The sequence below is a fragment of the Nostoc sp. genome, from assembly GCF_036917455.1.
Classification (GTDB): domain Bacteria; phylum Cyanobacteriota; class Cyanobacteriia; order Cyanobacteriales; family Nostocaceae; genus Nostoc.
This window is the reverse complement of the sequence record NZ_JBALDK010000266.1, coordinates 1-24,856: the sequence shown is the minus strand read 5'-3', so window position 1 is coordinate 24,856 and position 24,856 is coordinate 1. Positions and strand designations below refer to the sequence as shown.

20 protein-coding genes are annotated in these 24,856 nt (G+C 41.9%); 13 read left to right on the top strand and 7 right to left on the bottom strand.

The features are described 5' to 3' along the window. Window positions 1-126 precede the first annotated feature (126 nt). Window positions 127-669, bottom strand: coding sequence for a Uma2 family endonuclease (locus tag V7K42_RS28845; RefSeq protein ID WP_334921150.1), 543 nt, complete (start codon window positions 667-669; stop codon window positions 127-129). 141 nt (window positions 670-810) lie between these two features. Next, window positions 811-1,629, bottom strand: coding sequence for a hypothetical protein (locus V7K42_RS28840; protein ID WP_334921149.1), 819 nt, complete (start codon window positions 1,627-1,629; stop codon window positions 811-813). A gap of 672 nt (window positions 1,630-2,301) precedes the next feature. On the opposite strand from V7K42_RS28840, the gene mnmA reads away from it, so the two are divergent. Then, window positions 2,302-3,357 carry a tRNA 2-thiouridine(34) synthase MnmA gene (gene mnmA / locus V7K42_RS28835; protein ID WP_334921152.1) on the top strand — a complete coding sequence of 352 codons (1,056 nt, stop codon included), beginning with the start codon at window positions 2,302-2,304 and terminating at the stop codon, window positions 3,355-3,357. Window positions 3,358-3,554: 197 nt separating this feature from the next. After that, window positions 3,555-4,247 (top strand): hypothetical protein, encoded by a 693-nt coding sequence (locus V7K42_RS28830; protein WP_334921148.1) that lies wholly within the window; start codon window positions 3,555-3,557, stop codon window positions 4,245-4,247. Between the two features lie 126 nt (window positions 4,248-4,373). On the opposite strand, the gene V7K42_RS28825 is transcribed toward V7K42_RS28830, so the two are convergent. After that, the gene (locus V7K42_RS28825; protein WP_334921146.1) at window positions 4,374-4,583 is read right to left on the bottom strand and encodes a hypothetical protein; all 210 of its coding nucleotides are present in this window, start codon (window positions 4,581-4,583) and stop codon (window positions 4,374-4,376) included. A gap of 178 nt (window positions 4,584-4,761) precedes the next feature. Beyond that, the gene (locus V7K42_RS28820; RefSeq protein ID WP_334921145.1) at window positions 4,762-4,926 is read right to left on the bottom strand and encodes a hypothetical protein; all 165 of its coding nucleotides are present in this window, start codon (window positions 4,924-4,926) and stop codon (window positions 4,762-4,764) included. A gap of 191 nt (window positions 4,927-5,117) precedes the next feature. Here V7K42_RS28820 and sat point away from each other — a divergent pair, with 191 nt between their 5' ends. The 5 genes from sat (at window position 5,118) to V7K42_RS28795 (ending at window position 12,121) form a co-directional block, all read left to right on the top strand. Next, window positions 5,118-6,296 carry a sulfate adenylyltransferase gene (gene sat, locus V7K42_RS28815; RefSeq protein ID WP_334921143.1) on the top strand — a complete coding sequence of 393 codons (1,179 nt, stop codon included), beginning with the start codon at window positions 5,118-5,120 and terminating at the stop codon, window positions 6,294-6,296. 166 nt (window positions 6,297-6,462) lie between these two features. After that, window positions 6,463-8,568, top strand: coding sequence for a caspase family protein (locus V7K42_RS28810; protein ID WP_334921141.1), 2,106 nt, complete (start codon window positions 6,463-6,465; stop codon window positions 8,566-8,568). A 438-nt stretch (window positions 8,569-9,006) separates the two neighbouring features. Then, window positions 9,007-9,903 (top strand): DUF2382 domain-containing protein, encoded by an 897-nt coding sequence (locus V7K42_RS28805; RefSeq protein ID WP_334921139.1) that lies wholly within the window; start codon window positions 9,007-9,009, stop codon window positions 9,901-9,903. 274 nt (window positions 9,904-10,177) lie between these two features. Next, a complete protein-coding gene (locus V7K42_RS28800; RefSeq protein WP_334921137.1) occupies window positions 10,178-11,077 on the top strand; it encodes a YsnF/AvaK domain-containing protein in 900 nt (299 codons plus the stop codon). Between the two features lie 120 nt (window positions 11,078-11,197). After that, window positions 11,198-12,121: an ion channel gene (locus V7K42_RS28795; protein WP_334921135.1), complete on the top strand. Its 924-nt coding sequence runs from the start codon at window positions 11,198-11,200 to the stop codon at window positions 12,119-12,121. A gap of 11 nt (window positions 12,122-12,132) precedes the next feature. Here V7K42_RS28795 and V7K42_RS28790 read toward each other — a convergent pair whose 3' ends face one another. Continuing rightward, on the bottom strand, window positions 12,133-12,327 hold the full coding sequence (locus V7K42_RS28790) for a hypothetical protein (RefSeq protein WP_334921133.1): 195 nt from the start codon (window positions 12,325-12,327) through the stop codon (window positions 12,133-12,135). Between the two features lie 186 nt (window positions 12,328-12,513). Between V7K42_RS28790 and V7K42_RS28785 the strand changes: the two genes are divergently transcribed. The 5 genes from V7K42_RS28785 to V7K42_RS28765 all read left to right on the top strand — a co-directional run bounded on the left by V7K42_RS28785 (window position 12,514) and on the right by V7K42_RS28765 (window position 20,267). Continuing rightward, complete coding sequence (locus tag V7K42_RS28785; RefSeq protein ID WP_334921132.1) at window positions 12,514-14,220, top strand: alpha/beta hydrolase; 1,707 nt, start codon at window positions 12,514-12,516, stop codon at window positions 14,218-14,220. 1,162 nt (window positions 14,221-15,382) lie between these two features. Continuing rightward, window positions 15,383-16,204, top strand: a complete 822-nt coding sequence (locus tag V7K42_RS28780) for an SDR family NAD(P)-dependent oxidoreductase (RefSeq protein ID WP_334921130.1) — start codon at window positions 15,383-15,385, stop codon at window positions 16,202-16,204. 114 nt (window positions 16,205-16,318) lie between these two features. Beyond that, window positions 16,319-17,815 carry a glycosyl hydrolase family 57 gene (locus V7K42_RS28775; protein ID WP_334921128.1) on the top strand — a complete coding sequence of 499 codons (1,497 nt, stop codon included), beginning with the start codon at window positions 16,319-16,321 and terminating at the stop codon, window positions 17,813-17,815. Window positions 17,816-18,022: 207 nt separating this feature from the next. After that, entirely contained in the window at window positions 18,023-19,180 is a 1,158-nt protein-coding gene (locus tag V7K42_RS28770) for an FIST signal transduction protein (RefSeq protein WP_334921126.1), read from the top strand. Between the two features lie 7 nt (window positions 19,181-19,187). Continuing rightward, the gene (locus V7K42_RS28765) at window positions 19,188-20,267 is read left to right on the top strand and encodes a sensor histidine kinase (RefSeq protein ID WP_334921125.1); all 1,080 of its coding nucleotides are present in this window, start codon (window positions 19,188-19,190) and stop codon (window positions 20,265-20,267) included. Window positions 20,268-20,277: 10 nt separating this feature from the next. Here the strand turns inward: V7K42_RS28765 and V7K42_RS28760 are convergent, their stop codons facing one another. Continuing rightward, window positions 20,278-21,636 (bottom strand): sensor histidine kinase, encoded by a 1,359-nt coding sequence (locus tag V7K42_RS28760; RefSeq protein WP_334921124.1) that lies wholly within the window; start codon window positions 21,634-21,636, stop codon window positions 20,278-20,280. A gap of 309 nt (window positions 21,637-21,945) precedes the next feature. Between V7K42_RS28760 and V7K42_RS28755 the strand changes: the two genes are divergently transcribed. Further along, window positions 21,946-23,091, top strand: a complete 1,146-nt coding sequence (locus V7K42_RS28755) for an S-layer homology domain-containing protein (protein ID WP_334921123.1) — start codon at window positions 21,946-21,948, stop codon at window positions 23,089-23,091. Window positions 23,092-23,546: 455 nt separating this feature from the next. Here V7K42_RS28755 and V7K42_RS28750 read toward each other — a convergent pair whose 3' ends face one another. Continuing rightward, a complete protein-coding gene (locus V7K42_RS28750; protein ID WP_334890984.1) occupies window positions 23,547-23,984 on the bottom strand; it encodes a CAAD domain-containing protein in 438 nt (145 codons plus the stop codon). Window positions 23,985-24,856 lie beyond the last annotated feature (872 nt).

The following is a 24,856-nucleotide window of genomic DNA, read 5'->3' as shown; positions in this document are numbered from 1 at the left end:
GTTAAATAATTACATAGCAACCCAAAAAATTATATTACAGCAAGATACAAATAAACCACCCATTTAAAATATCTAAAATCGTACTTCCGATAATTACGAATTACGAATTACGAATTACGAATTATCCTAGTCAAACTCTAAAGGCCACAAATCGGCAATTGGTACTTCCCATCCTGGTAGCAAATCGGGAACTGTTAAAATATCGCCATCACGAAGTATTATTGCTTCTTGTCCAAGGTTGTAAACTTCAACAATCCGTTCATCTGGATTGAGCAAAATTCCTACTTTAGTTCCCAAACTCAGAAATTCTTGAATCTTGGCTCTCAAATCCTCTAAATTATCAGTAGGGGATTTCACCTCTACAGTCAAATCGGGAGCCAACTGAGCAAAAGACTTAGGACTGCGACGCAAGCGTTCGGCTAAAACAAATGAAGCATCTGGTGCGCGTAAATCTGAATTTGGCAATCTGAAACCAGCGCTAGAAGCTGCTGTTCGTCCCAGTTTGCGCGGTCTAACCCAGCTATGTAACTGGGAAATCATCGCTGCTGCGACTTCATCTGATTCGTATCCTGATGGACTCATGACAATAATATTACCCTTAACTAGTTCCATGCGATAGTCAGGGTGCTGTTGCTGCATTTTTTCAAAGTCTTCAAGCGTTAGGGACATAAAAACCTCTAATTATCACACGCCCTGTATCTATATTATGGAGACAAAAGACCTCTCCAGGTGCGATCGCCCAATAGCTTTTACTTACGATCAATTTTAGACTTTAGACTTTTTTTCAAAATCTAAAATTGATAGACTTCTTTATTTGCCATAGTAAACCCTGGCATTCCGGTAGCCTATATTTCGCAGATATTTATTCCATTCCTCAGCTTGGAATCGATCGGAGAAAGGCCCGACTGCTACGTGTGGGCCTCGGGGTTGCGTCCTTTCGAGGACTGCACCAGATCGTCCTAAATCTTGACTAAATCGGGCTAGATTCTGCCTAATTTGTGCTGCGATCGCAGGTAACTGTTCTTGAGTGGTGGGAATGACGACATAATATCTAGAGACTTGCTTGGGAGGATTTATATTACTGCGATCGCCTACAAAGTTTCTATTACCTGCCTCTATTTCCTGTCCATTAGCAAAGCTGATAATCCGGGCGCTATATATCCCTCGTGACTGTAACTCACTCACCCGTTGTTGAGCGTTAGATACTCTGTTAAAAACACCTGACTGAATTACATTCCTTCCTTGGTACTGGCGAATGTAAGCACTTGGTTCAATCTGACGGATTGCTTGTAGCGTCTGGAAATCACTACCATCTACGTAAACTAAGTAGCGCTCAAAATTCTGATTATATTGACTAAACTGTGTAGGTTGGGGGGGCTGAAAATTTTGTTCAAGCTGATTGTTTGGTAATGGTTGGGGTGGCTGAAAATTTTGTTCAAGCTGATTGTTTGGTAATGGTTGGGGTGACTGAAAATTCTGCTCAAATTGATTGTTTGGTAATGGTTGTAACTGTGGTGATGGCTGTTGACCAAGGGGAATTGGCGGTGCCGGTAAGGCTTCACCTGATTGAGCCAGTAGCACGTTGTTGTAGATTTGTGCTTGTGCTGGGGTAGAGTCAGTAATCAGCACTAACCATCCTCCTACTAATAAAGGGATAAGTCTGATAGTGAGCTTCCAACCATCAGAACTTCGGCGTAGCATCTTAAATGGGATAAATTGACTTGGTATTCCTCTCGACATAGTAGTTAGATAGTCAAAGTATTTTTAGGTAATTTCCATCAGAAACTATTTAGTTTACCGTTGTAGCAACTATATAGCGTTAACGTAAAGTTAGCTCATCTGCGTGGCAAAAAATACATCTGCAACTAATCTTAGATAAGGGTTACAGGGGAATGGGACGCTTGTAAAGGGAAAATCGTTGAGGCTCTTGGGTGCAGAGGAGCAGGGGAGCAGGGGACAGGGGAGCAGGGGAGCAGAGGAGCAGAGGAGCAGAGGAGCAGGGGAGCAGAGGAGCAGGGGAGCAGGGGAGCAGGGGAGCAGGGGAGAAGTTTTAGGTATTGCGTTCGGATATTTAGAAATTTCCCTCTGCACCCTTGCCCCCTGCCCCTCTGCAATCTTTACGCTGCATACTCTTCAGCTTAACTTAGTGCCATTCGGTTATAGGGGAGTAAACAGCGATGTCTACGACGGGCTACTCCTCACCTACTTCAGTCGCTTAAAAACTGAAGTGCTTTGGTAGCAAGGCTTTGAAGAGTGTGTGCTACAATTGGACAACCACGCAGCTATCGTGTCGTGTTTTGTATGAAAAAAGTCGTCGTTGGTCTTTCTGGTGGCGTTGACAGTTCCACCGCCGCAGCTATCCTGCACCATCAGGGCTATGAAGTGATTGGTTTGACTCTTTGGCTAATGAAAGGCAAAGGTCAATGTTGCTCTGAAGGTATGATCGACGCGGCTGATCTGTGTGAACAATTGGGCGTTCCCCATGAAGTTGTGGATATTCGGGATGTCTTTCAAACCCATATTGTCGATTACCTGGTGACTGGTTACAGTGCTGGAATCACGCCTTTGCCTTGCTCCCAGTGTAATAAAACGGTTAAGTTTGGGCCAATGGTGCAGTATGCCCATGAACAATTGGGGTGCGATCGCATTGCCACCGGTCATTATGCGCGAATTAGCTATGACGAAGCAACTGGACGTTACCAGTTATTAAGGGCTGTTGACCGCAATAAAGACCAGTCATACTTCCTCTATGATTTGTCTCAAGATTTACTTGCAGCAACTATATTCCCTCTGGGCGAACTAGAAAAAACTGATACGCGCCGGATTGCAACTGAATACGGACTGAAAACTGCTGATAAGCCAGAAAGTCAAGACTTATGCTTAGTGGAAAGTAACGGTTCCATGCGGGCATTTTTGGATAAATATTTAGCTCCCAAAACAGGCGATATTGTCGATGTCACAGGCAAAGTTTTGGGACAGCATGATGGTGTCCATCACTACACCATTGGCCAGCGCAAAGGCTTGGGGATTGCGGCTGCTGAACCATTGTATGTGATTGAATTAGATGCGGAAAATAATAAAGTAGTAGTAGGCGATCGCACTAAGGTAACTCAACCAGAATGCACAGTCGGAAGGGTAAATTGGGTTTCCATTGCTGAACCATCCACCCCAATTCATGCCGAAGTGCAAATTCGCTATCGTTCAACCCCTACACCAGTAACGGTGATTCCGTTGGAAAACTCCCGTGTGCGTTTGGTGTTTGATGAACCCCAATTCAGCATCACCCCTGGACAAGCGGCGGTGTGGTACGACGGTGAGAAAGTCTTAGGTGGCGGAATTATTGAGCAGTTTAGTTGAATCTCACCCCGGTTTCGGTAGAAGCTAAAATTGCCCCTCCTGTAAACTTCAGATAGGCAAAAGCTGCCCTGAGTTTTGGATAGGTATTTTTGTGTTTAAATTGGATAATAATGCCAGAAAAAGAGCTAATCACTGATCCTTTTCAGGTTTTACTGTTTACAGTTGGCTATACATAGCATTGCTCATACAAGCATTTTATGGGAGTTGAGGGTGTTTGGTGGTTTTTCAAGGTTGAAGAGTCTGATTGGACTGAGATTAAGTCTGAGTTTGATAGAGCAGTAGTGGGAGTAGGCAGTTTGCCTGAAGTTCAACCGTTTCTTTTGCGCCCCGTGGCATTGCCTGTCACGCCAAAATATGCTGAAGCAGTCGCGGGTGTGCTGGCTGGTGCGGAACTAGGTGAGCGGCTTTTTTATCGCCCGTTTCACGAACTGGCATTCAAAATTCTGATAGAGAAACCTGACTGGGAGTCCGATGAGCGCCTAGTTGAATTAGCTTTACAATCACGAGTCTTGCCCACTGTCGTGCTAATGACGGGCATAGATCGCAAACGGTTTGCTCAACTACCCGGTTATTTGGGAAATATGTTGCTCCATCCGCAAGAGGTAGCTAGTGCTTTAGAATTAGTCTCACACACGCTAGATGTTGACTGGCAAAGCTATTCTACTAAAGCGAAGTGTACTTTAGACTACGGTGGTCCCCCTGGCTCAGACTTCGACCGTGATGCTGACGCAGATGTAGCTCAAATCTTACACGTGCTTCCCAATGCTTTGCAGCAAGTTAAGAACGATGGAGCGGGTCTGCTGGTCTTAAGTTCGTGGGGTTTTCCAGATACAGATACTCCTCAAAACTGCGATCCGGTAGCAGAGTCGGATGACATTGAATTTTTTTAATTAGGTTAAGTTGCTGCTGCTGCCATCGCCCTCTAACTTTAGTCTTATTTCCAATAAAGTTATATCTACTGGATATTATATTGAAACCGTATTCAATGGGATAGCGGGTATTTTCCCAAAATTTCTTCATCCTTTTGGAAAGTTAGGACTGTTATCAGATTCGATGTAATGTCCATCCCTGAGTAAATAAATCTTTATCTTTTTACTATCGTAAATCCACAGTTCTGGAACTGCGATCGCAACGTATGCATCAAGAGTTGTTTTTGATGTTACATCTGTTTCAATTGCCAAATCAAGAGGCGGATCGTTTAGTTCGAATTTGCGATGACCAATCATTCATTTGATAATTCGGGATGTAGAAGCAAGCATCTGGTTCTACCCCGGCTATATTTTCTCGCTTAAAGGTGGTTAAACCGAAGGGTTTATAACTTTTCCCGGCGATCTTCAGCAATATTTTGACAATATCCGAAATTAAGTCCTTTGATTTTTCGGGTTCGGGTAAAGGAACCATAATTTATAACGTAGACTTGCTGTAAGCAACTCGTAGCGATCGCTTTTCCCCCAGTTCTTGCAAAATAGACTCAAATTCCTCCCAACTGATATCCTGGATATTTACTGTACTACCAGATGTTAATCGCATTTGGCTAACAGGTTTAACAACGGGGGATACAGCAGTCATAAGCATTTTCCTTATCAAGGAACTATTCTAAAACTTGAGGCTGGATTAGCTTTAGCCTAACCTAATAAGTTAGAGGCTAGGTGCAAAAATTTTTCTCCATTCCTCAAACTCTTTTTTTTCTCAGTACCAGCATTTTGATAAGTTAGTACATAATCTGAAACAATAACAGTTAATACAAAGAGGGGATTACGTTGAGTCACAATCCAGATGCCATAGCCCCCCACGGTGGACAGTTGGTTAACCGTATCGCTACACCAGAACAAAGAGCAGAGTTTCTCTCAAAAGCTGACTTTTTGCCGCGAGTGCAACTTGACGATCGCGCCGTTTCTGATGTAGAAATGATTGCGATCGGTGCTTTTAGTCCACTCACGGGTTTTATGAACCAGGAAGACTACGATCGCACTGTTACAGAAATGCGACTAGCTAACGGTCTTGTATGGTCAATCCCAATTACACTATCGGTCAGCGAAGAAGTAGCTTCGCCGTTGCAAGAAGGTAACTTAATCCGTCTGGATAACTCCAGAGGTGAATTTATTGCGGTTTTGCAACTCACCCAAAAATATAACTACGACAAAACCCGCGAAGCCATAAAAGTCTACCGCACTGATGATGTCAAACATCCAGGCGTACAGGTACTCTATAACCAAGGTATTGTACATCTGGCGGGTGATATTTGGCTGCTACAGCGCGAACCTCATCCCCAGTTTCCCACTTATCAAATCGATCCTGCTGCCTCACGGCAACTATTTAAAGACAAGGGTTGGAAAACCATCGTTGGTTTTCAAACTCGCAACCCTATCCATCGCGCCCACGAATATATTCAAAAGTGCGCTTTAGAAATCGTTGATGGTCTATTTTTGCACCCATTAGTCGGAGCAACAAAAGAAGATGATATCGCCGCCGATGTGCGGATGCGTTGCTATGAAATTTTGCTGGAACACTACTACCCCTTAGACCGGGTAACTTTGGCAATCAATCCCGCCGCAATGCGTTATGCTGGGCCTCGTGAGGCTATATTTCATGCTTTAGTCCGCAAAAACTATGGCTGTACTCACTTTATCGTCGGACGGGATCATGCTGGCGTTGGTGACTATTACGGCACTTACGATGCTCAGTATATCTTTGATGAATTTGCGCCAAGTGAATTGGGCATTGTACCAATGAAATTTGAACACGCTTTCTACTGTATGCGTACTAAGCAGATGGCAACATCTAAAACCAGTCCCAGCAGGCCAGAAGAACGCATCCACCTGTCGGGAACAAAAGTCCGGGAAATGCTGCGGCGCGGTGAGTTACCTCCCCCAGAATTTTCTCGTCCAGAGGTGGCGGCTGAGTTGGCGCGGGCAATGCGGATAGAAGTACCCGCATAATTCGTAATTCGTAATTCGTAATTAAGATCCCACTAGCTACCAAAAATTATGAATTATGAATTAACAATTATTTGATCGACAAACAAACAGTATCTACTGTAACTTTACAATACAGAGTTCAGCCCTGTAAGCTGCTAGCTAATGGGCTTAGGGCTGATAGCTAACTATGAAACGGCGCAGATTTTTACACAGAATTGGCTCAATACTCGCGGTATTAGGGGTAACTGAAGCTGAGTGGTTGACTTTAGGAAATCGCTATTATCAAGCTTTGGCACAACCGAGTCCGCGCAAGTTGGCGTTATTGATAGGTATTAACCAGTACCCAAAAATTCCAGCCCTCAATGGTTGTCTAACGGATGTGGAACTGCAAAAAGAGCTTTTGATTCACCGCTTTGGTTTTCAAGGGTCAGATATTTTAACCTTAACTGAGGAACAAGCTAGTAGGGAATTCATTGAGGCGGCTTTTTTAGATCGCCTGGGCAAACAAGCTAAATCTGGTGATGTGGTCGTTTTTCACTTTAGCGGTTATGGCAGTCGTGTTAAATTAGAAACATCGCCAGATATAATCCAAAATGCTCTGGTGACAGCTAATGTGAATCAGGAATCACAAGACGAGAAAATAGTCAACTATATATTAGAAGAAACTCTACTGCTATTATTGCGATCGCTCTCCACAGACCAAGTAACAGCAGTATTGGATACAAGCTATGATGCTCCTAGCACAGTAATAGGATTAAAAACTCGCACCCTTCAGGATTCGGGAGCAAAGCTAGCAGCAGGGGAACTCGACTTTCTCCAACAACTTAAAACTCAGAAGTTATCCAGCACTCCGATTGTTTTAGCAGCTACCTCAGAACTAAAGCAGCCAGCAAGGGAAGGGCTATTTTCTGGATTTAGTGCGGGATTATTTACCTACGCCTTGACGCAGTATTTGTGGGAATTCACCCCAGCCACCAAAATTCAAGTCGCCTTCTCCCACGTAGAAAATTCTCTATCCAAATTGGGTAGTAAACAGCAACCAGCATTATTAAGTAGTCAGAAAAATTCAGATATAACGTCTCTACTGCCAGAGGGTACGATCGGTGCAGAAGGTGCGGTGAGTGATATTCAAGAAGACGGCAAAACAGTCAATCTGTGGTTAGCCGGTTTACCTCCACAAGTGCTGCTATACTATGGAGTTAATTCTCGATTCACCCTAGAAACAACAGAGCAATTAATATTGCGATCGCGGAATGGGTTAACAGCAAAAGCGCATATTTCCCAAATTAAAGGTGCAAATTCCCTACAAATCGGGCAACTCATCCAAGAAGCAGTTCGAGTTTTACCCCGAAATATTAATTTAGTAATTGCTTTGGATACTGGATTGGAAAGAATTGAGCGGGTAGATGCCACAAGTGCCTTTGCCGCATTTCCCCGGGTTTCCATTGTAGTAGCAGGAGAAAAACCTGCTGATTATATATTTGGTAAGCTACAGGAAATTCCTAGTCGTTATGGTTTATTTTCTCTTGGTGGCGAACTAATTCCCAATACCACAGGAGAAGTCACAGAAGCAGTAAAATTGACAGTGCAAAAGTTAGCGCCAAAATTATCAACCTTGCTAGCAGCCAAATTATGGCGACTCACAGAAAATCAAGGCTCTTCCCGCTTGGCTCTCAAGGCAACTTTAGAAATAATTAGTGGTATATCGCCTCGCGTCGTTATGCAACGCGAAACAGTCCGAGGTTTAAAAACTGAAACTTCGATTAAAAAATCACTCTCCACTCCCATTGTGCCTATCGGTAGTCGAATGCAATATCGAGTGGAAAACCAGAGCGATCGCCCAGTATATTTAATCTTGCTGGGATTAAACAATAATCATACAGCAGTTACCTTCTACTCTTGGGAAACCCCCCAGGAATTAAACACTGCGGACACTAAGCCCATTTTGAAAGAAGTCGTCATTGCCCCAGGTGAAACCCTCACCCTACCCCAAGTTAATGCTGCTTCCCAATGGGTGATTTCAGAGCCAGCTTCTGAGTGCGAACAACAACTGATTTTTAGTCCCGTCTCTTTTAGCGGAACTCTCACCGCCTTGAACACCGCTAAGTATTCCGCATCTGAACAACGGCCGATTGGCCCATTGTTGAATTCCTTAGATGTTACACAAGCCTTGTTGCAAGACTTGCATAACGCCAGCGCCCTTCAAACAGAGATGAGCAGTACAGCAGCCGACTCATACATCTGGGATGTGAATAATTGGGCAAGTCTTAGCTTTAGTTTTCAATTAGTGTAAACAACAAGATAATCCAAAATACCCTTAGTTTAGGGAGAATCAAGGCTTATCCTAAATCATTTGTGACACTTTGCGGTATCTAAAACCCCAATATGGTTCGGTTAAGATCCCCCCGCCTACGGCGACCCCCTCAAAAAGGGGGGTAAAAGATGGTTATAAGCCCCCCTTTTGAAGGGGGGTTGGGGGGATCTTCGAGGAATAAACACCTTAACCGAACCGTATTGTCTAGAACTCCGACTTTTCAAAGAAGTCGGGGTTCTAACATTTCAGGAATGATTTAAGATTGCTATATATGCCAGAAATAAGGAATATCTATAACTTATGATTATTTACCTATTGCAATAATTCATTCGGCAGAAGGAGGTAAGCAAATAAATAAAATTTTATTCTGGTTGTTAGGAAATGAAAAGATTTTTTTTAGAGGTTAAATAATTAATAATGGTACTCTACAAATTAGAAGATTTTGAGCCTAACTATCGGGATACCATTGAAGGTCAAGATATTAATGGGCTTGGGGTTTATACACAAGGGAATGACGAAAAAGTTGGTACTGTTAGCGATATTTTAGTTGATGAAGAAGGTCATTTTCGCTATTTAGTTGTTGACTTAGGCTTCTGGATTTTTGGTAAAAAAGTATTACTTCCAATTGGTCGTGCCCGTATCGACTACAACACCGATCGCGTCTACACAATTGGTTTGACTAGAGAGCAAGCAGAACAATTACCTGAGTTCAACGAACGCCAAACCCTTGATTATGACTATGAAGAACGGGTGCGTGGGGTATATCGCCAACCAACAGACTACACCCTTCCTCTAGATACTTCAGCGCCAGCACCATTAGATCCTTTAGCAGCACCGATAGCAGCACCGTTGGATGCAACACCTGCTTCCGCTCGTGATAATTATAATTACGAAGGTGAGCCTTCTTTATTTGGGTTAAATGAGCAAGACCATCAAACCCTGAGATTGTATGAAGAACGGCTGATCGCTAGCAAACGCCGCCAAAAAACTGGAGAAGTATCCATTGGCAAGCGTGTTGAAACTGATACTGCGCGAGTTGCAGTACCAGTAGAAAGAGAGCGGGTTGTGATTGAACGTATCACTCCAGCAGATGCAGGTACTGCCGTTTCTGGACGCGAAGCAGATTTCCGTGAAGGCGAAGTTGCTCGAATAGAAATTCACGAAGAAACCGCGGATGTTCGTAAAGAAGCGTTTTTGCGTGAAGAAGTCAGAGTTAGAAAAGTAGTGGATCAAGAAACAGTTGAAACTCAAGAAACTGTACGTCGTGAAGAGTTAGATGTGAATTCTTCTAATCTTCCCATTGAAGAACGCTAACTAAAGATAGTCATTAGGTAGTAGAGTAACTAATGACTAATAATTAATTTAATACAGTACAGGTGAGGCTGTTAAATTAGCTTTACCTGTGCTTGTAATCGCTGAGAATGAGCAATACATTTAATTTAGTTAATACAAATTACTTGTGAGGTTGTATAGAACAAGGGGATTTTTACTTCTTATTTTATCAAGCCTGATATTTGTGCAGCCTCTCAGATACTTAGTATAAGTAGATAACAGTTGATCCACTTTGCATCTTATGAATAGCCAACCGATGAAAAAAAACATTGGACAGGCAAACGCTAATGATACTAACACCTCAATAGCGGATTTGAAGAAGAAAGTTAATAACTTTGCTGTATTTGATAGGCAAGGTCAGCTAGTAGGAGTAGTTCATGATTTAATTGTGGATGCTAATCGCCGACTAAACTTAGTTATATCGAACCGAACGAATCAGCAAACTCTAGAATATGACCGACAGTTAACTGATAAAAATCCTTCTTTATTTCGATTGCAGAGCCAGAGAATAAAAAAAATCGACAAGCCGACTAAATCTGTTTTCATAGACTTCAACAAATCAGAAATCGAATATATGCCTGAATATTCAGAAACAGGAAAACCAGGCGATGTCTCCGACGGGCTACGCCTAAGCAACTCAACTGAGCAATTGGCCAATAATCAAACTATAAATAGCCCAGTTGAGCCAGTAAATTTAGCAGAGGTCAGCGAAGAACAGATTATTCGTCTACTAGAAGAACGACTAGTTGTTGAAAATAGCAAGCGGAAAGTTGGTGAGGTAATTGTTCGGAAAGTAATCGAAACCCGGATGATCGAAGTTCCTGTCCGGCGTGAAAAGTTGATTGTGGAACAAATTAGCCCAGAACACAAACAACTAGCAGAAATCGATTTGGGTCAAGGGGAAATTACCGGCGTTGACTTGGCCGGAGTAGAAAGACTTGAAGTTACACATTTTGATAGTGGTTTAACGGTAAGTGGCGAATTTAGCTCACCTAAAACGGCTAGTTTGTTGTTGAATGCGATCGCACTAGAGCGAAATCACGGCTGCAATCAGGTACGAGTGACTATTGCAGTTGAAGATGAATCACACCAGAAAAAATACCAGGAGTGGTTTGACCGTTGTTCTCAAGGTCAAGCACCAAAGTCTGATAAATAAGTTTCTAGCAGATAAATTAGTAGGGTAGGCATTGCCTACCCTATTTTTTTGCTGATTTAATAACTTCAGCCCGGAGAATGTCAAAATACTAAGCAGTTGCCGTCCTTTTGGCTACTTGCAATGAAATTTCGACTGAAGAGACTTTCACTGAAGAAACGACAGCATCTGATCCCACCTATTCAGATTCATGTTCGAGATGGAAAATTTGAGATTATGGGTATGGGTGTATGGCATTCCTACTGGCGCGATCCTTACCATTTGCTGTTAACAATTCCCTGGATTGGCTTTCTGCTCCTGATTTGTACTTTCTATATAACTATTAATGCTCTATTTGCCCTAGCTTATTTGATCGGGGGAGATTGTATTGCCAATGCCCGGCCTGGCTCTTTTTTAGATGTCTTTTTCTTTAGCGTGCAAACCTTAGCATCCATCGGCTATGGGGCAATGTATCCTAAAACAACTTACGCCAACATTATTGTCACCATTGAAGCAATGATCGGTTTAGTGGGAATCGCTGTGATGACGGGACTAGCCTTTGCTCGATTCTCTCGACCTACAGCTCGTGTGCTTTTTAGCCGTGTTGCTGTAATTACACCTCATGATGCAATGCCGACTCTCATATTTCGCACTGCTAATCAGCGTCGCAATACAATTTTAGAGGCGCAGATGCGAGTCTACTTAATGCGCGACGAAGTAACTGTAGAAGGGCGCTTTATGCGTCGGTTTTACGATCTCAAACTTCTGAGAAACCAAACACCTAGCTTTACATTAAGCTGGTCAGTGATGCATGTCATTGATGAGTTTAGTCCTTTATATGGGATGACATCAGAATCGTTAACCCAGACAAATACTACGGTGATTATCTCTTTAAGTGGCATTGATGAAACGGTTGCACAGGTAGTCAATGCCCGTCATAGCTATGGTGCTAATGAAATTTTGTGGAACAATCAATTTGTCGATATTTTTTACCACACACCCAATGGACATCGCTACATTGATTACAACCGCTTCCACGATGTTTTACCTTTAGATGAAATGCAATGAAAGCCTAAAAGTTACTCAGAAGTCTGATTGTGTGGAGGTTGTAAAGCTTTAATGACAACTCGACCATTTTCAACTACAGTACAATTTTTAACCATACTTTTGGTGCGGTTAACTGCTACATCCTGGCACTGGTTCTGGTGGGAGATATTTTGCTCCTGTTGTTGGTTGAGGACGACAACACAACAGGCGCAGGAGGAAAGAGGCATATAAAGTATTTTGATCTCTATGATCTCTATATCTATTATCGCGCTACTGATGCTATTTGGCTGAAAAATTTGCTACCGATATGTTTTGATAATTTAGGACAATAAGCAAAGTAGAGGAGCGCGTCTGTGTGCCCCTAGATCCCGAAATTTAGTTCAGTGCCGGTTATTGGACAGTGGGTTTTTCTAATGAAAAAGTTTTTGAGATACCTGGGTTTAAGTTTGCTATCTACGTTTTTGACTGCTACTCCCGGATTGGGAGCTGAACGCATTAGTTTTTATTACCCTCCCTTCGGCGAATTCTCCTTGTCTGTGGACTCGCTGGAAACTTTTGCCAAAGTTGGCAAAATTGATCAAGATTTTTCATTTTATGCTAGCCGTGCTACCCCCGAACAACTCGCTCAACTGCGGGATCTACTCCAGCAACGGTTCAATGTCTCTCCTACTTTGGTGTCTCAGGTGACTTACTCACCTACAGGCGAGCAGCTGGTGCAGCAACTAGGAAAATTACTCCTCACTGAGTCTCGAAAAAATGGCTTCTATGCCATCCGTGCCTCTTTGATTTTGGCTGCTGCTGATGATAAAGAGGGTTTAACGGTTGTGAATTTGCTGCGGAAATTTCCCAGCAATACTATCCGAGTGAATTTTACAGAGGGGTTAAGGATAGTTGATGACTTGTCACAATTAATCAAGAAAAAGGATGAAGTTTTTGCCTTTCTTCAAAAAGAAGCGATCGCCGAAGCAGCCAATTCAACCGTTGACTTCTCAAAACAAGCAGATTTGCGATCGCCAGGAAAATTCCGTTGGCAGAAAAAAACCTTTGAGCTAAATGACATTTCTCGCAATCGCCGTCTACCGACGGATCTCTATTTACCTACAACTCAAAACTCAGAACTAACAGAGCAGAATTCTCCGTCATCTGCCTTTCCCGTGATTGTCATTTCTCATGGCATCGCTTCAGACCGTTCTTCCTTTGTTTACCTGGCTGAACATTTAGCATCCTATGGTTTTGCCGTTGCTGTACTAGAACATCCTGGTAGTAATGCCCAACGCATTCAAGAATATTTTGCGGGTTTGGCAGGGCCACCAGATGGAACAGAATTTATCAACCGACCTTTAGATATCAAATATCTCCTCAATGAACTCGAACGACTAGAAAAATCTGATCCCACCCTCCAAGGAAAACTCAATTTTCAGCAAGTTGGGGCGATTGGTCAGTCCTTTGGCGGTTATACTGTTTTGGCTCTGGCAGGGGCAAAGATTAACTTTGAGCAACTACGCCAAGATTGTAATCCCAATAATTCATCTTTTAATTTGTCGTTGATTTTGCAGTGTCAAGCAACTGAGGTAACTCCGAGAAATTACGAACTCAAAGACGATCGCATCAAGGCCATTATGGCGATTAACCCAATTGATAGCTCAATTTTGAGCGAGAGCGGAGTCAGTCAAATTAAAATGCCTGTAATGCTGGTAGCAGGTAGTCAAGATATTTTCGCCCCGCCTGTATTCGAGCAAATTCGCCCCTTCACCTGGCTTTCTGATCCCAATAAGTACTTGGCTTTGATCGAAAACGCCACCCACTTTTCTGCGATCGCCGAACCTACTCCTCAAAATGATGTTTTACCTGTGCCACCTGCTTTGCTGGGCCCCGATCGCGCTCCTGTTTATTCCTATCTCAACGCCCTCAGCGTCGCTTTTATGGAAACCCATCTTCTCAACCGCTCGGAATACCGTTCTTATTTGCAGCCATCTTATGCCAAATTTATCAGCAAGGAGCCGCTTAATCTCAGTCTTTTAAAGTCGTTATCGGTAGCTCAATTCAATCAAATCTGGAGTGAATCAATTCCCCAGTCAGTCAAACTAACAAATCCTCAACTTACCCCTACTCCACGTTAAGCTGTTGTGTTTTTATATTTGCACATTGAGACAGCAGGGGAGCAGGGGAGCAGAGGAGCAGAGGAGCAGAGGGGTAGAGGAGAGGGTTTACAGGTTTTACCTCAAAGATTATGAGGCAACTTGTAGGCGCGACAGCTTAGTTATCAGCCCAGCATTAAAAGACCTCTCCCTGGCTTTACTACGCAAAACCTTCCCGCTTCGAGTCGGAGAGAAGTTTGAACTTTAGTTCAAGTCGTAGAGAGATTCATCCAACTCATGTTAACTGTGGAGCGATCGTTATAAATTGCGTAAATATACGCAGTGCGGCAGAAGGCAGAATATTAGAAATTATTAGAACTTACAACAAGATCCCCAATTTCTCTAAGAAGTTGGGGATCTTGCTATTCAGGAATGATTTAATTTTGCGATGGACAAGTCTCAAACATTCCTTTGATAAACTCAAAGCTAAACCCAAACAAATTACTATTTACACTAAAGTTTAAGCAGATAAAACGTTGTTGTAATTTGCATTAAAGATGATCCGATAGCCCTCTTTTATTCTTTAAAAAAATCAGAGGTCAGAAATCTCTATTTTAAATCAATCAGTAAATATGCTGACAGGAATTTGCCAGTTATTTAGTAACGCTAGCTATTGCAACCATAAACTAAAAGGCTATATGTCTTTTTTGTTCCTAATAGATGAATTAGATATAACAATTGCCCAAAACATGGCTATTTGTCAGGAAAGTGAGATATTTGTACTGAGGGATTTATAAAAACTTATTTAATAAAATCTTTTGTATATATATACTTGTCGTTAAGAAGTATTAAGAAATTCTTATTAAAGAATATTGCAATACCTTGATTTAATTGCTAACGTGTGTATGAAAACGATGCTGATGAACGCTCTGACCTAGGAGAAATAAAATCTATGAGCTATACCGATTCAGCCAAGTGTGTTAGGCTTTGACGGATTAAAAACGAGAAATTTCTGCCTCGTATAGACAATTATGAGGGATTGCAGATTAACCAAGAATATATCTCGTTGCTATTAGTTTCAGTTTGATTTTAATTGCAATTGATTATTTGTCTTACTTTGTGCCGACAAGCGAGTAGCTCTCGATTGTGTGTATCGGCAATAACGAAGAGGTTAGTAAGGCTTAGATTTTGGAGAATAAAACCAATGAAGATTCAAGGTAAAGTTGCTCTAATTACAGGGGCTTCGCGTGGGATTGGACGAGCGATCGCACTCGAACTAGCGCAACAAGGCATCAAGCGGCTGATATTGGTAGCACGCGATCGCAAAAAGTTAGTTGAGGTAGCCAACGAAATCGAGGCTATGGGTACAGAAACTGCGATTGTAGCCTTAGATTTGACGCAGACAATAGAAGTGAATATTGCTGTTGCCCAACTGTGGCGCAATTACGGACAGATTCACCTGCTAGTTAATTGTGCGGGAGTCGCATACCAAAGCTCATTTTTGCAATCCAAAATGCCCCAAGTTCAAGAAGAAATCTCTGTGAACTTGTTAGGAATGTACAACCTCACTAGTCTGATTGCTCGACGCATGGCCAGCCAAAGACAAGGGATAATTGTCAATGTATCGAGCCTGATGGGCAAAGTTGCAGCACCAACAATGGCGACTTACTCAGCAACCAAGTTTGCCATCTTAGGATTTACCCAAGCTTTGCGCCAGGAACTAGCTGAACACAATATCCGAGTCATTGCATTACTGCCTTCCCTCACAGACACAGACATGGTGCGTGACTTAAAATTATTTCGCTGGGCGATCCCCATGACTCCCCAGCAAGTGGCTAAAGCACTTGTGACTGGAATGCAAAATGATTCGCCAGAAATTTTAGTCGGATGGCAAAGTCATTTAGCAGTGTTGTGTCAACGCCTCGCCCCTTGGTTATTAGAGCTAATTTTGCGAATAGCAACACCGCCAGCACCAAGCAGACAACGGCTTATTGAAAAACTTATCCCTTCGCGTAGCGTCTCGTAGAGAAGAGGAAAGACCGAGAGCGATCGCACAGTTTGCATCAATACATAAAGTTGCAGATCAGAAATTGCTGTGCGATCGCATAATTAGACATACCTTGTTTCGGAGCAATCAGAAATGCTTTCCTTCCCCACAACCTTGGCTCCTTTGCCCGAAATCATTGATGGCTTACCGAATATTTCTGGTTGGGAAACAGAGGTTCTCTCTGTAGTTAACCACGATAGACCAGTATTTTTACCAACAACGAATATCCGCTTAGAAGATGTAAATGCTGTATTTGCGATCGCCTTACACATGCACCAGCCAACTATACCTGCTGGGAATGGCGGTACACTCATCAGCAATCTGCAATACATGTTTGAACATCCCAACGAGGGGGATAACCACAATGCGAATCCGTTTGCATATTGTTACAGCCGCATGGGAGACTTGATCCCCGAACTTGTCAATCAAGGTTGCAATCCGCGTGTGATGTTGGATTACTCAGGTAATCTGTTGTGGGGACTGCGGCAAATGGGACGCGGTGATGTTCTCGATAGTCTCAAACGAATTACCTGCGACTCAACCTATCAACCTTATGTAGAATGGCTGGGTACAATGTGGGGTCATGCAGTTATTCCTTCCACACCCATAGCAGATATTAAATTGCATATCGTTGCATGGCAACATCACTTTGCGGCAATTTTTGGCTGGGAAGCACTAGCGCGAGTCAAAGGATTTTCACCTCCAGAAATGCACCTCCCAAATCACCCCGACGCTCTCTTTGAATTTGTAAAAGCGCTGAAAGAATGCGGATATCGCTGGTTACTCGTTCAAGAACATTCTGTAGAAACAATTAGCGGTCAATCTCTTACCCACAAACATTTACCACATCGGTTGATTGCCCGCAATTCTCAAGGCGAAACAATTAGTATTACAGCCTTAATTAAAACCCAAGGTTCGGATACTAAATTAGTTGCACAAATGCAGCCTTATTATGAAGCTAAAACATTGTCTAAACAACAAATTGGCAGTGTATTTATACCCCCAATAGTTAGTCAAATCGGAGATGGTGAAAATGGCGGTGTGATGATGAATGAATTCCCAGGTGCTTTTAAACAAGCTTGGTGGGATATGCTAAATAACGGCGGAGGAAAATCTGGTGTTGTTGGGATGTGTGGTACAGAATATTTAGAATTCATCGAAGCTGCGGGATGTAAACCTGAAGACTATCCAACTTGTCAGCCAGTGGGACAACATCAGATTTGGGAGAGAGTTTCACCAGACAATAATCAACCGGAAGCTGTAGAGAATGCGATTCAAGAATTGAAGCAAATCAACTCTAATTTTCATCTGGATGGAGCCTCGTGGACAAATCATATCAGTTGGGTAAAAGGATATGAAAATGTTTTATCTCCTATGTATCAATTAAGCAGTTTATTCCATCAAAAATTTGACCCATTACAGCAAATTGAATCAGCAGAACCTATCACCAGACAATCACACTACCGCAACGTTCTTCTACATAATCTTTTGCTGCAAACCAGTTGTTTTCGTTATTGGGGACAAGGTTCTTGGACTGATTACGCACGGGAAATTTACCAACGTTGCGAAAGTTTATTGCAGATGAATTGAACTAAATAATGAGGCTGGGGAGTTAATTTTTGAGAAAATGCTCCCCAAGTTTTTTATGCAGTTTTTGTATCTTCAGATGAATCAGAAAATAAAAACTCAGGTGAATTGAAATTTAGTTCAAGTAAGTGGGAAATCTAAGTGTAGGTTTATGAGTGCTGCCATCTGAATGGCTAGCATTTTGGTATAAAAACTTACATTTAGGTGGTTGTGTTTCGAGTTATTGTTGGTCATAGCGACGATCCTGATTCTCAAAATGCGATCGCTGAAGTTCTTCAAGAATGTAGCCGTTCACTTAGCGGGTCAATTTCTCAAGCTGGAATTCTATTTACTGCTATAGACTTTGACCATGTGTTAATTTTGCAACGCATCCAGGATGCTTTCCCTGGACTTGAGTTGATTGGTGGAACTACAAATGGAGAAATCTCTTCAATTCTGGAGTTTCAGCAAGATTCTCTGGTCTTAATGCTGTTTGCTAGCGATGAAGTGGAAATTCGAGCAGGGATTGGAAGAGGAGCCTCAAAAAATCCAGCCCTTGCAGCCCAAGAAGCGATCGCGCAAGCAAGGGCAAAGAGTGCATCCTTGCCACAATTGTGCCTTACTTTTCCCGATAGCCTTACGAGTAATGGGGTCTTGATTTTAGAGGGTTTAAAACAAAGTCTGGGTGAGCATATTCCTATCATTGGGGGCATGGCTGCCGATGACTATACCTTTGAAAAAACCTACCAATTCTTCCAGGGTGAAGTCTTAAGTGATTCAATTCCAGTGCTGCTATTCTCTGGACAACTATTATTTTCCCACGGAATTGCCAGTGGTTGGACTCCTATAAGTCAACGTAGGCGTGTAACTAAAGTAGATGGCAACATAGTCTATGAAATTGATGGACAGCGTGCCTTAGATTTCTATCAGTACTATCTTGGTGAAGAAAGATTTGCGTCCAACTATGCCATCCACGCCCTAGCAGTTTTTGAGGATCGAGATTATTTCTATTTGCGGGCACCCAATGGTTACGACCAACAATCTGGTAGCGTTACATTCTTCTCTGATATTCCTGAAAATGCAGTTGTACAAATCACCGATGCAACTCGTGACAATATTCTGTTAGCTTCGGAAATATCCTTGAAGAATGCTCTAGCTGATTATCCTGGTGTGGAGCCAACAGCAGCATTACTTATTTCCTGTGCAGCCCGTCGGCGAATTCTAGGAACTTTGACAAGAGAGGAGTATCAGTTTGTCAAAACTCATTTACCTGAAGGATTGCCTTGCTGTGGTTTCTACAGTTACGGTGAAATTACTCCTTTGGTGAAGGGAGGCCAGACGCAATTTCATAACAAAACCTTTGTCACATTACTAATGGGGACAAAATAAGTAGTGCATGGATAAGCAAGACAATTCCATACAAATCCAAGAATTGGAAAAGACAACCCGTATCTTGCGGAAAAAGCTAGAACGCTGCGAATCTGAACGCCGCCAGCTAGAAACTGACATTTGCACAAAGGAATTTTTATTGAAGAAAGTCATTTGTGAGTTAGAAGATTCTCAAACAGATTTGCAGCACAGAGGCCAAGAGTTAGAAAATACCTTAGATAGTTTGCATCAAATGCAAGCTCAAATGATTCACAGTGAAAAGATGTCTGCCCTCGGTCAAATGGTGGCAGGTATTGCTCATGAAATCAACAATCCCGTTAGCTTTATTTACGGAAATGTTAACTATATTACCCAATACACCCATGACTTACTACGATTGGTAGAGCTTTATCACCGTCATTTCCCCAACCCACCTGCTGAAATTCAAACCGAACGCAAAATCATCGATTTAGAGTTTCTAGAAAAAGACGCAATTATGGTATTGAACTCAATAAATATCGGGACTGAGCGGATTCGGGATATTGTACTGTCACTACGTAACTTCTCGCGTCGAGATGAAAGCGAGTTTAAAGTGGTGGATATTCATGAAGGCATCGACAATACTTTGATGATTTTGCAGCACCGCCTCAAAGCTACTGATAAAAGCCCAGCAATTCAGATAATTAGAGACTACGGTAATTTATCTTATGTAGAATGCTGCGCTGGACAAATCAACCAGGTGTTTATGAATATTTTAGTAAATGCGCTTGATGCCCTGGAAGAATTTAATACCAAACGAACTTATCAAGAAATCCGGGATAATCCTAGTTTTATAACGATTCGTACCTCTGTAGTTGATTCACAATGGGTAAAAATTGCGATCGCTGATAATGGCTCTGGAATTCCTGAATCGATTCAAAAACAAATTTTCAATCCCTTCTTTACAACAAAACCTGTCGGTAAAGGGACAGGAATGGGAATGGCTATCAGCTATCAAATTATTACCGAAAAACATGGCGGCAAGTTAGAATTTTTTTCGACACCGGAAAAAGGAACGGAGTTTGTAGTTCAAATTCCTATCCACCACCAAGGTTGGGAAGTCATCTAACGCAACTCGATCAAACCAAAGGTAATAATATTTCAAATTTTGTACCTATACCAGTCTGGGAATGGAAATTTAATTTTCCGCCATGTCTCACGGTGATGATTCGATAACTTACAGCTAAACTAGTATTTTTACTATTCTTTGTTTCCAAAGAAAAAGACTCCATAATTTGCTGTTGCAATTCTTGAGACATTCCAGGGCCATTATCAGCAATGCGAACTAAGATCCAACGAGAATCTGGTGCATTTGGGTTGCTTGTTTCTTGTGAAATAACTTCTGTAGTAATCTCAATTCGAGGTTTTTGAACAGTTTTTGTCTCTTCTAGATACAACTGCTGTCGCACTGCTTCATTAAGTAAAGTATCTACAATTTCACTGAAAATATTCATAAAAACCTGGTTTAATTGCCCTATAAAGCAATAAACTGGAGGTAATTGACCATAGTATTTGACTATTTCAATTTCTCCTTGAAGACGGCTATTAATCAATAAAATAATATTATCTATGCTAGCGTGTAAATCTACTGGTTTGGGATAAAGCTCATCAATATGACAGAAGTTTTGTAAACTAGTGACAAGCTTTTTTAATCTTTCTGCTCCAGTGCGGATACTAGCAAGCGATCGCGACAAATCTTGTTCTAAAAAATCAAATTCAATCTCTTCTTTAATCTGATTAATTGTTTGGGAAACTGATGGTAACTCTTGCTCGTAAGCAGCTATCAGCTTGAGTAAATCTTGGCTGTAGTTTGAAACATAAGTGAGATTACCCCAAATAAAACCTACTGGGTCTAGAATTTCGTGCGCTACGCCGTCTACTAAACGTCCCAGATTTGCCATTTTATCATTTTGGATCATTTGGGCTTGGCTGCGTTCATACCGCACCAAATTGTCCATTCCTCGAATTTGCCAAGAAATAATATTCAATTCTTGGACATCTAACAATCTATAAGCACCAGATTCTGTTTCTACTACAATTGGTTCGGCTAATAATTCAGGCGATCGCTTTAGGCTAAGTTGCATCGCAGTTGAAATCGCTGTTGTATCAGCAAGCAGCAACATCGGTATCCGCGCATAGCTGTAGAGAACGCCTAATGGTTGCTGGACAAATAACTCTTGTCCGAATGGGCGAATCAAAAATTCCAGCAGTCGCCGCCGCGAAATCATCCCAATGAACTTTCCCTGTTCTACCAAAATTATTCCTGGTAGTAGGGGGTATTTTTCTAAAAAACTAGCCACTTCCATCCCAGTGTGATTGATTTCCACTGGGAAGTTATACATTGGTAGTTCTTGGAGGGTTGAATCTAAATCGAGTTCGCGATCGCTACCAAGAGATAAAAATGGCGGTGAGATTTGGCTACTGAATTCTTCTGACACTAGACACCCTGATTTTTTCAAAGCTTGGGTAAACAATAAGTTAATATTTTACATTCTGCCACCCGATAAATTCGGTTTCGGTTTAGGTATCTAATAAAACTAGTGGTCTGTCAGGGTGAAAATCGTCTACAAGTAATTGGCGTGCGATTTATAAACTGGGTGGAAAATATTTAGAGAGCGATCGCTCGGCATTGAACCAGAAGTCTGATATCTTACTACGAATTACGAATTAAAAAGGGCTGGTGTAAAAGAGTCATCTATGGCTTAATTTGTTTAGATACAAATTTTACAGCTATCAGGGTAATCACGATGACAAATAGACCTCCTTCCGAACCGGAGTCATCCCAAAGAACTGCTCTTGGCTTTGATGAGTTTATAGCCATTCTGGTTGCCTTCACCACCATCGGAGCGATTCTTTTTTGGTCATTGTCCCGCAGGGATTCTAGCTGGAACTTCAACGGGCTGCTGTCTTCTTCCACTCCATCGCCTAGTGTTCAACCAAATCAACTATTGCCCTCTACTCCCAAAGTAGAACCAAATGTAGTCCCCAATAACATTTTGCCCTATTCTGCACCGGAGGCTGTTGTTGAACCCACTACACTACCAACGAACAGCCCCGCCCCTTACCCCGCAGTGTTACCACCTGTTCTGGTAATCCCGGCTCAACCCACACAACTAGATACACCTGTATCCCCTTCAGCAGGACTTGAGCCATCAATTACATCATCAGCATTGCCTTTAGTAACTCCGGCAAAACAAAAATCTATTATTCCACCGCCAATTGCATTTAACGATGTGCCGACTAACTTTTGGGGTCGGCGTTTTATAGATGTTCTTTCTTCCCGTAGTATTCTCAAGGGGTTTCCTGATTATTCATTTAGACCAAATCAGCCCGTGAACCGTGCCGAATTTGCTGCTATAGTGCAAAAAGCTTTTGACCAAGAACCGTCTAAGACTGCGATCGCATTTCAAGATGTACCAACAAAATTCTGGGCAACTCCAGCAATTGACCGAGCCATCAGTGGCGGATTTCTTACAGGCTACCCGAAAAAAACCTTCAAACCACAAGAAAATATTTCACGAGTGCAAGTTTTAGTTGCCCTTGTTAGTGGGTTAAATTTGAAAGCACCCACTTCCCCAAATCAGGTTTTAAGTGTCTATAAAGATGCTAAAGATATTCCACCTTATGCTATTGGCAAAATAGCTGCTGCTACAACCAATGGTTTGGTAGTTAACTATCCAAATCCACAAATTCTTGCTCCCAACAAAGTAGCTAGTCGGGCTGAAGTAGCCGCGATGATTCATCAAGCTTTAGTAAAACGGGGCAAACTAGAGCCAATTTCATCTCCAAGTATAGTGCGTAGGGATAGCCTACCGCAGGCATCACCCAGCGCGTCTCCAGAAATTTCGCCCACTCCAAAGGTTAAATTATCTCCAGGAGGCTCGCCTCAATGATAATTCGTAATTCGTAGCTCACTACGAGAGGCTCTTGCTAGCTTGCTTCTTTGTAGAAGTATGCGGACTCTCTTTCTCGTGTCGCTAACGTAATTCGTAATTCAACTAAGAATCACAGTAAGCTACCTCTAGGGATAGTAGCGTTATGGGTCAGGCTAAAATCCCCATCCACCCCATCCATAAATTGCGAATTACGAATTGTTAATCAACTTTGTACGGAATTTTAACAGAAACAGGACTTACGCACTGAAAACCTGAAACCTAGATCCCCCCTAACCCCCCTAAAAAAGGGGGGAACCCTAAAAGCCCCCTTTTTAAGGGGGTTGGGGGATCTCTTGTGCGTAAGATCCTAAGAAAAATGAACGCCGATTTCCGGCGTTCATCTTTCTGTGATTTGGAATTAGAGCCTACTCTTACACAGGAGTATGTCTCATAGAGAAGCGATAATTTAGATATTAGGCTTCTGGAATTTCTTTACCAACCACTTGTGATTTAAGAGTGGTGATTTCACTATTTAACTCTTTCCTGGTTGAGGCTTTGAGTAAATAGCGGTAAACAAACCAGGCAGAGTAACCAATACCAATCAACTCAAAAGTAGGCGCTACTAAGGGAATATCATTCAAAGCATCTAATATTGCCAAGAGTACTTTAACTCCAACAATCGATCCCACAATTAAACCAACTGTTACCAGGGGTTGCTTATATTGATTAAAGAAGCTTCCGAGATAGTCTGGCAATGTTGCTAAAAAGGTAGAAATTTGCTCCCCGTATTTTAGCCATTCATCTTGAGACTGTGCGGGAGGCTGAAGTTTGGTGATGGTTCCCGTTTGGGTGTTGATCTCTGCCACTGTAGTCTCTTTGGATGCGGTTTCAGTAAATTCTGGTTCTGGCATTTTCACTCCCATTAATTTGACAGTTGAGTTTTTTTAATCTGGATAATTACAACCAAAAGGCTGTTGATTAGGTAATGCACAAGTGCATCAGTACAATTGGGTAAAGGGCACAAAAGGGTTTTAGTGTCCTATAACTATAATTGCCGCCGAATATCTACTGCATCAACTACAAGGTAGACAGTCAGTAGGAGGATAGAATTCAGAAGGCAGCAGGATGTATTATAATCGGACTTCTGAGTTCTTTTCTGAATCAACTAGAATCCTCTGGTTGTGATTATCCCATTCCGTGTCATTTGCTCATAATCAGACTAAATCTAAGTACAAATCAGGCAAAAATCAGCCCACCTCTCATTTATATAAGCCTAAAAGCCGATTTTAGCCAATATTAAAGCTATTTTAAGCCGCGTTCGTCAATTAAAGCATTTGTATTGATATTAATCCTTAATAAAATTTTTGTGTGTTCGCATAGACTAGACTTTAAACCTATTTTGTGATATGCGTACCTGGGGATTAGAGATGAGGGAGAAATAACCAATGCCCCATGCCCCATTATCAAACCTTTTGTTTTTTTCCTGATTGTATTAATTTTATTAGGAAGTAGTAAGGTAGACTAGTGGCGTAGCTGATGGCAAAAACTCATTGCTATCAACTGTATATCAAGGAAAGTATTGTGGTAAATAGAAGACAGTCTGAGGCAGGTCTTTAGTGTAGGAAATTATTCGTTGCTTCTGAAACAAGTGAATTCTGCTTGTAGACAGTAATTATACTTACACCAATGCTATCAAAACAACTCATAGTATATGAGGTGATGCTAATTATCTAATAAGCAATAATTTTCTATTGCTCAAAAGGAAGATAATGTAAATGTTAAT